The organism is Collinsella aerofaciens ATCC 25986, from assembly GCF_964259375.1.
GTDB lineage: Bacteria > Actinomycetota > Coriobacteriia > Coriobacteriales > Coriobacteriaceae > Collinsella > Collinsella aerofaciens_BO.
This window is the reverse complement of record NZ_CAXVJM010000002.1, coordinates 24,119-34,792: the sequence shown is the minus strand read 5'-3', so window position 1 is coordinate 34,792 and position 10,674 is coordinate 24,119. Positions and strand designations below refer to the sequence as shown.

The window sequence follows — 10,674 nt, the reverse complement described above, 5'->3', positions numbered from 1 at the left end:
TTCACGACCCCTCCTTTGACTCCGTTGTTTGCGGAACCAGACGCACGGCACGCAGGCGGCACGAGGCATCTCCGGCATCCGCGGCAACCGTCACCATGTCGACCCAGCCTCGCCCATCGCGCACGATGGCGCCCCATACGTTGCCCTTAATATCGAGATAGCCGCTCAGGGCGAGTTGGGCCGTAGGCACCTCGCGGTAGGCGCGCAGCAAGTCTGCTGCTGCCTCGGTCATCGGCCGGTCCTCGGACCATGCGAGCCGAACCGCAATCGCGTTGTCTGTAGACGGCTCCGTCGCACTGGCCGCTCGCTCGTCGAGTGCCTGCAAAAAGGTCTGAGCCGTGACGGCGGCATTCTGACCGCTCGAATCTTGCGCGCCTTCCGCTTGTGACACCGCCGCCGAGCCCGATCCCAAATCGGCAGTAGCGCCTGGACGCTGCTGTCGCGCAACACCCAGCCCCCAAAGCGTCACCGCTATTGCCACGAGCAAACAGACGAGCACCAGCGGCGAACCAACAGGCCGCCTGCCTCCTACAGGCTGTTGATGCCGTCTTTGATCGCGTTCCATAGTTCTTCGACTTTGCTCTTAAACGCGACGATGGCGATAATCGCGATCACTACGAGCACGCCGACCAAGATGGCGTATTCGGTAGTGCCCTGCGCGCTCTCCTCCCGCAACAGCGCCTCGGCACGCTGGCGAGCGCGGATTGCCCGGCAAAAAGCCCAGCTCCAAGCCTTGCCCGCAATGTCGGTCATCGTGTTCATGTATTCCTCCCTACATCATCCCGCCTGCTCCCAGCAGCGGGCCCAATATGGACAGAAGCAACGCCGGCAAGATGAGCGTGCCGGTGGGAATCAGCAACTTGACCGGCGCGCGCTCGATCTCGCGCTCGACTGCGGCGCGATGGGCCGCACGGATCTCGCGACTTTGAGCAGCCAGCGTCTCGGCCAGCGGAGCGCCCAGGGCAAGCGCTTGCCCCACCGTGATGGCAAAGGTCTCAAGCGCCCTCACGTCCAAATCACGCGCGGCAGCCAACAACTCGGCCTCGCGCGTCCCCACGCCCACCTGCCATGCCATGCAGGCTCGCTCAAGACGGACGGCCAGCACCGACCGACGATTGGCACAGAAAATCTCGAGCGCCGCATCAAACGAAAGGCCGGCAGAAAGACCCAGGCGCACCACGTCGATCATCTCGGACACCTCACCGAGCGACACCCGCGCCGGGCCGCCCGCCCCAATCGCGCCCTTCATTCGCGCAGTCAGGGTATCAATCACCGAGTAGCCCGCAGCAATGACCAGTACCGCTTCACGCTTGCACGTCTCTGCAATCTTGCAAGCATCCGCACGCTCCAAACCTGTCGCGGCAAATACACTCAGGGCACACAGACAAGCCGCGGCCCCGACCAGGGCGCTCATAGCTCCACCCGCATAATGCGCCGGATAACTACCAGGGCAACGACGTTGAGGGCAAGTCCCAGTACCACGGCGCCCGCACCAGCCGGCGTCGCAAGACCGCGGCGAAAGTCTGCCGAAAGCAAAGCCAGCACCGCGCACATGCCCGCCGGCATCGCCGCGACCATGTGTGCCGACATACGCGCCTGTGACGTCTTAACGTCCAGACGGCGTTTGAGCTCAATGCGCTCACCCACCATGCTCGACGCCTCGGACAGCAAGCCGGCAAGCGGAGCCCCGGTACGCTGCGATACTTTGAGCGCCAAGGTGACAAGCGAAAGGCCGGGAGCATCGATGCGAACGAGTAGGTCATCGAGTGCGTCGGTCGCCGAGATACCGCAATCGATTGCCGCCGCCACCCGCAAAAACTCGGTATGCACCGGCTCTTGCGCATGGGCGCCCACAAAGCGCATACCCTGTGCCAGCGAATGCCCCGAGGCAAGCGACATGGATAACGCTGTGAATGCCTCGGGCATGGCCTCTTCTACATCATGCTGTTCGCGTCGGCGATCGAAGGTGTCACGCGCGGCGCCCACGCCAAACGGCGCCACCAGCCCCAAGACAAAGCCGATGGGCGACAACGACGTAACGGCCAGCAAAACGCTGCAGATACCGCTCGACAGCAGCAGAAATGCCAGACGAGCCGCGTTATCCTCAATAGCAAGCCCAAGGCGATCTGCGGGGATCAGCGACGCCCACGAGCGGGCAATCTTTGTCAGCAGGTCGTTTTCCGCCAACTCACGGGGCAGTTTCTCCGCCATCGATTCGAGCGTCTGGCGCGCCAGCTCCGCCGGCGGCATCCGCGGCACACGAGGCTCTGCCCCACACGCCGTCGCGACAGAAAGCCCCGCCAAACCCCCTACGACGAGGGGCACAGCGATCTCCATTCGTCCACCTCCTCTTGCGTGAGCGTTCCCAACCGCAAGCCCTCCGCAATAAACGGCGGCTCGCGGTCGAGCGTCCAGGTGCGTTCGGCGGCATCGAACGTCACGTAGCGCTCGAGCTCAACACCGCCCGACGCGCCGCGGCGAACCCCCGAATATGAGGCCACAAAGCGCCTGCCATCTGCATGACGCTCGGACATCACGATGCCGTCGAGCGCCATGGCGATCTGCTCTTCGATAAGCTCACTCGGCAAATCGATGCCGTAGCGCGCAAGCAGCGTCAGGCGAACCACGGTCTCCTGCTCGGTACCCGCATGGAGCGTGGTGAGCGAGCCGTCGTGGCCCGTGTTCATGGCCTGCAGCATGTCGCAGCACTCGGCACCGCGCACCTCGCCCACGACGATGCGATCGGGGCGCATACGCAGAGCATTGGTCACCAGGTCGCGAATCGTCACCGCACCCTCGCCCTCGATTGACGCCTCACGCGCCTCCAGACGGACAACGTGTGGGTGATGTGCAAACTTGAGCTCGGCGGAATCCTCGATCGTCACGATGCGCTCGCCGGTGGAAATCTCGCACGACAGCGCGTTGAGCAGCGTGGTCTTGCCCGACCCCGTGCCTCCCGCAACCGCCAAGTCCTGCCGCAACGACACCGCGCACGACAGCAGCTGCGCATACCAAAGCGGCAGTGACCCCAACCCCACAAGCTCGTCCAACGAACAGATACGGTCCGAGAACTTACGGATGGTGAGAATTGGCCCGTCGATCGCCACGGGTGGAATCACCGCGTTGACGCGATAACCCGTCTTGAGGCGGGCGTTGACGATGGGGCTACGCTCGTCGATACGACGACCGAGCGGCGAGATGATACGGTCGATGAGCACACGGATCTGCTCGTCGTCCTCAAACGCGTGCTCGATGGGATACAAAACGCCACTGCGCTCAAAAAAGGCAGAGCGACAGCCGTTGATCATGATTTCGGTAACGGTGTCGTCCTCGATGAGCGGCTGCAGAGGTCCCAGGCCCACCACGTCATCTAGAATCTCGTCGATGATGGTCTCACGCTCAGGCGTCGCCAAGTCGGTCGGCTCTTCCACGTTGAGCGCCGCTTCCACCGCCGGACGTAGCTCAGAGCGGGCAAGGGCAGGGTCGACGTAGGCGCTGATGCGCGCCACCTCGTCGTAGCCCATGCGGTCCATCACCGCACGCTTGGTGCGGCGTTTAACGGCACGGCGGCGTCCCGCATCAACGGGGGCAGCCGCAGCGGCCGCGCCAGCGGCTTTAATCCGCGTCTGCAGACTCATCGCGAATCACCCTCACGCGACCAGGGAAGACGGATGCGCGGGCGCTCGGTGCGGGTCGCGCGGTCAGCGACCATATCGCTCCAGGGACCGACGGCGCAGCCCAGCTCCACGAGCATCTCGCGCGTGGCCTCGCGCACGCTGGTCGCAAAAGCGCTCGTCTGACCCACTGCCTCATCGGCGCGACCGAATGCCATGAGCGCGGCCAAGTCCTGACCGCCATCGGCAATGCGGATCTTGGAGCTCAGTGCGCAGGCAATCTCGAAGCGCATGGCGACGTCCTCGTCGGCACCGCGTGCACCAAACCGGTTGAACACGGCGCTCATGCGCGTGCGTGGCACGCCCACGCGGCTCGCCAGCCCAATGACGCGCGAAGCGGATGTCGCGGACGATACCGCCGCATCGCCTACGACCAGGCAACGGTCGCTTGCCGCCACCGCGGCGGCCACGGCATCACCCCAAAAGACCGAGGTGTCGACAAAGACCACGTCGGATTCGCGACGTAAGACATCGAGCAATAGCTCCACCGGACGTGCCATGAGCTCGGCCTTCTCGGGGGCCGCGACAGGCCCCCAGAGCGTGACGCCCGGGGCGACGCGCATCGATGCGGCCACGATATCCGGCTCGGCAAGTGCGCCCGCCGCCGACGGCTCGATAAGCGTCGCCATATCGTGCGGGGCATCGACGCCCAGCAGATCGTATAGGTTTCCAAACATGAGGTCCAAGTCGAGCACGGCGGCACGCAAACCCAACAGCGACGCCGCATGCGCCATGGTGGCAACGATCGTCGACTTGCCGCAACCGCCCGAACCCGAAACGGCGCAGACGACCGGTACCCGACGCGACGGAATCGACGAGTCCGCCGACGGCGCGGGGGCTGACGGTGCAGGAACCGGCGACACAGACGCGGGCGATAACACCCCCGTCTCCCCCGCCGCGGTCACGCGCTGAGCCCAAGCCGGCATGGCAGGCTGCCCGGACTGCGGTTCCGAAGCCAAAGACGCAGCGGCACACGGCTCGTCAGCCCCGGCAAAACCCTCGACCTCGTCGAGCTCATCGGCCAGATTTACGCCGTGCACGTATCCCATATCTTCAGCCAGAACGTCATCGCCATACGGTACCGGCCCTCCAGCGTCATCGTATGCAAGGGGGTCCCGGGGGCGCCGACCATGCTCGGCTTCCGCTTTTCCATATTCATCAACACGCGGGCCTCTTGTAGCGCGAGGCGCCCCGGGTTCCCTATCAACGAAAGCATCGGGCTCAATCGTCATGCGCCGATCGGAATCAACCGTTCCCTCACCCGCGCGCCCGTTGCCGCACAAACTGTGCGCAGCGATGACCTCGGTCGCCCCCGCGCGAAACAGCCCCTCGATATCCGACGGGTCGAGCGTCTCAATCAACACGACGACACGACTTACACGGCCCTCGGCCGTCAGGCGCGCAACGGTCTTCCGCACGTCTTCGGTATCGAACAGAGACGCCGCAATGATGGCGGCACCGCGGCGCGACGGAAACGCCCGCGCCATGGATACCAGCCCGTCCAGGTCGCCCACGCGAAGTACCTGCGCGCCCACATCGCGGCCCTCGACTTCCTGCTGTAGCAGCCCGTAATCACCGCACGCGCAGCACGCAAGCCAGATCGCCTTCATCACTCGTCGCCTCCGCTCTTTTTGCCGCGCGCCGTGGCGGGAATCGTCAAGCTGACCGTTCCCTTTCCCGAGGCTCCCAGCAGTTCCTTGACATCTTCGGGGTCTGCCGCCAGCGTCACCCATTCGATCTTGCCTTCACGCGTGGTGCCGGCATCTTCGCTGGTATCGATCACGTACGCGCCGCACAAACGATCGGTCACGCCATCTTTTTGCACGTACACGTCCACATAGCTGCCCACGCCCGTGGCACCGCCGACCGAGTGCTCGGCATCGACCGCCACCGAAACGGCAACCTTGCCTTTAGGCACCTCGAGCTTGTGGCTTTCGGCCTTGGTGTAGACATTGCAAATCACGGCGTTTTTGGGAATGCGCGAGGTCGTCACGTCGCCGCGCACCTGACGCAGCTCGGTCGCCGCATCACGCGGCAACAGACTCGCCAGCCATTCCTGAGTTATGACATTAGTCTCGTCGAGGGTCTCACCCGCATCGATATCGCGCGCCGCGACGCACACCTCAACGCGGTCGCCGCCGTATTTTGCCAACGTCTCGGCCTGAGCCTGCTCGGCTTGCGAACGGATCGACGAGCCGTAAACCATGCAGAGCGCCGCGGCAAGCACGCCCGCGGCCAGACTGATGGCGATGCGCTTGCTCTTGTTCACGGCCGCTCCTCTCAAGGTAGCACCGGGCAAATGCCCGTACCACCATTGTCTGGGCGGCCAGGGCGCAAAGCGGTGCAATCGCAATCTTGGTTTTACGTGTCAAACCAATTGCTGACCAAAAGCTGACCAGCCCGTCAAGCTCGTGGCAAGGTTTTGGTCAGAACGTCGGCAAAACGCATATTTCGAGACGCTTTGGCAGCAAAAAAGCCGCCTCCCAAGCAGTTGGGAGGCGGCTGTCATAGGAAAAATCAATTACAGATGGACATCGGGGTCGAGCATTTGGGCACTCACGCGCATGGATGACGCCAGGTTTTGGAACGTCTCCAGGCGCAGGCTGTCGATCTGCCCCGCGTCCTCGGCCTCGCGAACGGCACAACCCGGCTCATGAGTGTGCGTGCAATCGCCAAACCGGCACGCACGCGACGCCTCGACGATCTCGGGGAAGGCACGCGCCAGACCCCGCTCATGTCCCACGAGCGGCAGGCTGCGCAGGCCCGGGGCATCGGCGATCACGCCGGCGTCGCCCGGCAGCGTCACCATCACGCGCGCAACCGTGGTGTGGCGACCCTGGTCATCACGCTCGCGCACGCCGCCAGTGGCTAGCGCATCGTGACCCAGCAGCGCATTGAGCAGCGTCGACTTGCCGGCGCCCGACTCGCCCAAGATCATGGCACAGCTCCCAGCCGGCACGCAGGCGCGAACCTCGTCCAGGCCGAGGCCCTCGGCAGAAGACGTCACGATCACGCGCACGACCGGACCCACCAGACGGCGCACGCGATCCAGATCGCGCTCGAGCTCGTCGGCGTCGCAGCGGTCGGCCTTGGTAAGTACCACCACCGGCTCGGCGTCGCAGTCGAGCGCCAACACCAGTGAGCGCGCCACGCGATCGAGCAGCACCTCGCCGGCGCCGAGCGCCTGCACGATCAGCACGCTGTCGACGTTGGAGCAGAGCACCTGGCGCTCACCGCGGGCACGGCCACGCCAACGCTCAAAGCTCGTACGGCGCGGTAGTACGCACTCGATGACGCCCATGTCGTGCCCGGGAGCACGGCGAACCGCCACGCGGTCGCCCACAGCGGGCAGCAAGACCTCGTCCTCGCCACGCGACTTGGCAAACCCTACGGCATGCTCGGCACGAAACGTGTCATCGGCAGTCGCCACCAGCGGAAACCCGCGGTCCAGGCGCACCACGGCACCGAGCTGCATCTGCTCGGGCTCCTCGGCCTGTGCGCAAAAGTCGTCAAATGCAGCCTGCTGAGCCGCATCGACCGGCAGGTCATCGAACGCCGGAACATCCTGCAACGCGTCAAGCCCCGGTACGCTTGCCAGCAGCTCCTCAGCAGATGCAGGGGCTTCGGTCGCGAGCTTCCGACGACGATCGCGCTTAGCCCGCGCCCCCGTCGTCTTTTTCTTCGCCTTAGCCTTAGCCTTGCCCACAAACGCCTCCCAGTACCCAAAATCACAACTGAGCAGGTATTTTAAATCAAAAAGAGCTGGCCGGGCAAAGCCCGACCAGCTCACACACTTTCCCTCAGCTTACGGTCCCGAGAGGCTATCCGAAGGCCCGCCCGCCGGGAGGAGTTTCTTCTGAGCGATCCCGCAGCGCGAAGCGCGAGGACCAGCGAAGAAGAAACCCCGCAGGCGGTCGGGCCGGCGGGAAGGATAGCCTTTCGACCTACTCCTTCTCGACCGCGCGCATGATCGCCTTGTAGATCTCCATCAGCGGGATGATCAGGAAGGCCAAGCCCAGCGCGGCGATAACGCCCTTAAGCTCAAGCGTCACGGGGCCAAAGAACATCTCGGCAAGCGTCGGCTGCACGGTTACGATCACCGTCAGCACCAGCGCCAGCGCGGCCGAAGCCCACAGCCACTTGTTCTGCTTCTTCATGCTAAACAGCGACGCACGACGGCTGCGCATATTAAAGCAGTGGAAGATCTCGACCATGTTGAGCGTGATGAATGCCATCATCACGCCTTCCTCGTCGGCATTACCGGCGATCATATCGGCGATGTGGATGTAGCCCATGTCAAAGTACACGCCCACAAAGAAGCTCGCCAGCACCAGCACGGTGATGATTAGGCCCTGGACCACACAGTCCAGACCCATATGTCCGGCAAAGACACCGTCCTTGGCGTTGCGCGGCTTGCGCTTCATGATGTCGCCCTCGGCATCCTCCATGCCCAGCGCGAGCGCGGGGAAGCAGTCGGTGACCAGGTTCACCCACAGCAGCTGCACCGGCTGGAAGATGGTAAAGCCGATGAGCGTGGCGATGAATACCGAGAAGACTTCGGCAAGGTTGGCCGAAAGCAGGAACTGGATGACCTTGCGGATGTTGTCGTAGATGCGACGGCCCTCTTCGCAGGCACCGATGATGGTGGCGAAGTTATCGTCAGCAAGCACCATGTCGGCGACGTTCTTGGTGACGTCGGTGCCGGTGATGCCCATACCCACGCCGATGTCGGCGCGCTTGATGGACGGGGCATCGTTGACGCCGTCGCCCGTCATGGCGACGATCTGGTCGCGCGACTTCCAAGCCTCGACGATGCGGGTCTTGTGCTCGGGCTGGACACGGGCGTACACGCCGTAGTCCTCGATGTGCGCGTCGAGCTCCTCGTCGCTCATGCGGTCGAGGTCGGCACCGGTGATAGCCTGGCTGCGATCGGCGACGATGCCCAGCTGCCTGGCGATGGCCACGGCGGTGTCGATGTGGTCGCCCGTAATCATGACAGTGCGGATGCCGGCGTCGTGCGCCTCGCGGATAGCGTCGGCCACCTCGGGACGGACCGGGTCGATCATGCCGGACAGGCCGCAGAAGACCAGGTCATGCTCGAGCGCAGCGGGGCTGCAGTCGGCGGGAACCTCGGTGTAGGTGCGGCTCGCCAGCGCCAGCACGCGCAGGGCCTCGTCGGCCATGGCCTTGTTGGCTGCCACGAGCTCGGCGCGGCGCTCCTCGGTCAGGGGCACAACCTTATCGCCCTCGTAGATATGGGTGCACAGGCCAATCACCACGTCGGGCGCGCCCTTGGTGTACTGCTCGTACTCGCCGTCCAGGGTCTCGACGACCACGGACATCATCTTACGGCCCGAGTCGAACGGGGCCTCGCCCACGCGCGGGTGTTCGGCAGTCAGGCCAGTAAGACCAGCCTTGCCGGCATCGTTGACGAGTGCGCACTCGGTCGGCTCGCCCACGGCCTCGCCCAGCTCCTCGTCCCACTGGGCATCGGAGCACAGCGCCATGCCGGCCAAGAACTTCTCCTTGGGCGCAGCGAGCTCGTGCTTGACGACGGTCATCTTGTTTTGGGTAAGGGTGCCGGTCTTGTCGGAGCAGATGGTCTGTGTGCAGCCGAGGGTCTCGACGGCAGAGAGCTTGCGGATGATTGCCTGGCGCTTGGCCATCTTGGTCACGCCAAGCGACAGCACGATGGTCACGACGGCGACCAGGCCCTCGGGGATGGCAGCGACGGCGAGCGAAACGGCGACCATAAAGGTGTCGAGCAGGGCAGTCGGGTCGGTGAGAACGTTGCCCACGCCGTGACGGATGATGTCGACGCCAAAGATGACGACGCAGATGACGATAACCATGATGGTAAGGATGCGGCTGAGCTCGGCGAGCTTCACCTGCAGCGGCGTGAGCTCTTCCTTGGCCTCGGCCAGGGCGCCGGCAATCTTGCCCATCTCGGTGTTCATACCGGTGCCGACCACGACGGCGCGACCGCGACCGTACACCACAGTGGAGCCCATGTAGCACATGTTCTTACGGTCACCGAGCGGCACGTCGTCGGTGCCCGCGGCGAGCTCGATCACGTTGGCGTGCTTCTCGACCGGCACGGACTCGCCGGTCAGTGCGGCCTCTTCGATCTTCATCGTGGCGCTCTCGAGTACGCGGCAGTCGGCCGGGACGGAGTCGCCCGCCTCGAGCATGATCACGTCGCCGGGGACGAGCTCGGCGCTCGGCAGGTGCACGAGCTTGCCGTCGCGCAGCACCTTGGACTGCGCCGCGCTCATCTCCTGCAGCGCCTCGAGAGCCTCCTCGCTCTTGGCTTCCTGGACCACGCCCAGCACCGAGTTGACGATAACGACGAACATAATAATGGCGACGTCGGCAAAGTCGGGCTCGCCCTTGACCATGCCCGTGAGTGCGCTGATGACGGCGGCAACGATCAGCATGATGACCATGGGATCGGCCATCTGCTCAAAGAAGCGCTTCCACAGCGGCGTTTTCTCGGCTTCCTCAAGCTTGTTAGGGCCTGTCTTGGCGAGGCGCGACGACGCCTCGTCGTTGCTCAGGCCGAGGTTCTCATCGACACCCTGGTCGCTGAGTACCTCCGCCGCGGCGGACAGGTATTCCTTTTGCATATAGAGTCCCCTCCTGGGATTCGGGCCACTCAGCAGATTGATGCCCGATCATAATTCCCAGGAGAAGGGCAAGGGCTCATCAAGGCTGCCGTGCTGAGCGGCAGTTGATAGTGGGGCTATGGTACCCCAAAGCGGCGCGTCTAGCCAAAACATTCCAATTGGAAACACGGCACAGGCGCAACGGTGCAGACAGTGTGATGCTCAAGATTGATAAAACGTTTTTTCTTCGGCGCATCATCGAACTAAAATATCGCCCAGATAGCAGCGGTTAGAACGGTTGGTAAAGTTTTTGCATATACCGTTTTTCCGCAAAAAATGAACTTCTAATTCGGCATACGGTCGATTTTTTGGGGTATTCGGTCGGCATTTCGTTA

9 protein-coding genes are annotated in these 10,674 nt (G+C 63.8%); all 9 read right to left on the bottom strand.

From position 1 onward, the window contains the following. Position 1: 1 nt before the first annotated feature. The 9 genes from ACEXKH_RS01120 to ACEXKH_RS01080 all read right to left on the bottom strand — a co-directional run bounded on the left by ACEXKH_RS01120 (position 2) and on the right by ACEXKH_RS01080 (position 10,300). A complete protein-coding gene (locus ACEXKH_RS01120; RefSeq protein WP_271737157.1) occupies positions 2-469 on the bottom strand; it encodes a hypothetical protein in 468 nt (155 codons plus the stop codon). 59 nt (positions 470-528) lie between these two features. Next, entirely contained in the window at positions 529-762 is a 234-nt protein-coding gene (locus tag ACEXKH_RS01115) for a hypothetical protein (protein WP_195234238.1), read from the bottom strand. A gap of 10 nt (positions 763-772) precedes the next feature. Continuing rightward, the gene (locus tag ACEXKH_RS01110; RefSeq protein ID WP_225094199.1) at positions 773-1,414 is read right to left on the bottom strand and encodes a type II secretion system F family protein; all 642 of its coding nucleotides are present in this window, start codon (positions 1,412-1,414) and stop codon (positions 773-775) included. Continuing rightward, entirely contained in the window at positions 1,411-2,337 is a 927-nt protein-coding gene (locus ACEXKH_RS01105; protein ID WP_271737158.1) for a type II secretion system F family protein, read from the bottom strand. Before ACEXKH_RS01105 ends, ACEXKH_RS01110 begins: the two co-directional genes overlap by 4 nt. After that, positions 2,310-3,638 carry a CpaF family protein gene (locus tag ACEXKH_RS01100; protein ID WP_373572763.1) on the bottom strand — a complete coding sequence of 443 codons (1,329 nt, stop codon included), beginning with the start codon at positions 3,636-3,638 and terminating at the stop codon, positions 2,310-2,312. The genes ACEXKH_RS01105 and ACEXKH_RS01100 overlap by 28 nt, the downstream gene beginning before the upstream one ends. Further along, complete coding sequence (locus ACEXKH_RS01095) at positions 3,635-5,284, bottom strand: nucleotide-binding protein (RefSeq protein WP_373572762.1); 1,650 nt, start codon at positions 5,282-5,284, stop codon at positions 3,635-3,637. The genes ACEXKH_RS01100 and ACEXKH_RS01095 overlap by 4 nt, the downstream gene beginning before the upstream one ends. After that, positions 5,284-5,943 (bottom strand): Flp pilus assembly protein CpaB, encoded by a 660-nt coding sequence (cpaB, locus tag ACEXKH_RS01090; protein WP_373572761.1) that lies wholly within the window; start codon positions 5,941-5,943, stop codon positions 5,284-5,286. The genes ACEXKH_RS01095 and cpaB overlap by 1 nt, the downstream gene beginning before the upstream one ends. Positions 5,944-6,195: 252 nt before the next feature. Next, positions 6,196-7,149, bottom strand: a complete 954-nt coding sequence (rsgA, locus tag ACEXKH_RS01085) for a ribosome small subunit-dependent GTPase A (protein ID WP_373572850.1) — start codon at positions 7,147-7,149, stop codon at positions 6,196-6,198. A 469-nt stretch (positions 7,150-7,618) separates the two neighbouring features. Beyond that, positions 7,619-10,300 carry a cation-translocating P-type ATPase gene (locus ACEXKH_RS01080; RefSeq protein WP_373572760.1) on the bottom strand — a complete coding sequence of 894 codons (2,682 nt, stop codon included), beginning with the start codon at positions 10,298-10,300 and terminating at the stop codon, positions 7,619-7,621. Between the last annotated feature and the right edge of the window lie 374 nt (positions 10,301-10,674).

Bases quoted from the DNA above. Each gene is read 5' to 3' on its own strand.
- ACEXKH_RS01115 (WP_195234238.1), bottom strand. From the start codon at position 762: ATGAACACGATGACCGACATTGCGGGCAAGGCTTGGAGCTGGGCTTTT.
- ACEXKH_RS01110 (WP_225094199.1), bottom strand. From the start codon at position 1,414: ATGAGCGCCCTGGTCGGGGCCGCGGCTTGTCTGTGTGCCCTGAGTGTA.
- ACEXKH_RS01105 (WP_271737158.1), bottom strand. From the start codon at position 2,337: ATGGAGATCGCTGTGCCCCTCGTCGTAGGGGGTTTGGCGGGGCTTTCT.
- ACEXKH_RS01100 (WP_373572763.1), bottom strand. From the start codon at position 3,638: ATGAGTCTGCAGACGCGGATTAAAGCCGCTGGCGCGGCCGCTGCGGCT.
- ACEXKH_RS01095 (WP_373572762.1), bottom strand. From the start codon at position 5,284: ATGAAGGCGATCTGGCTTGCGTGCTGCGCGTGCGGTGATTACGGGCTG.
- rsgA (WP_373572850.1), bottom strand. From the start codon at position 7,149: ATGCAGCTCGGTGCCGTGGTGCGCCTGGACCGCGGGTTTCCGCTGGTG.
- ACEXKH_RS01080 (WP_373572760.1), bottom strand. From the start codon at position 10,300: ATGCAAAAGGAATACCTGTCCGCCGCGGCGGAGGTACTCAGCGACCAG.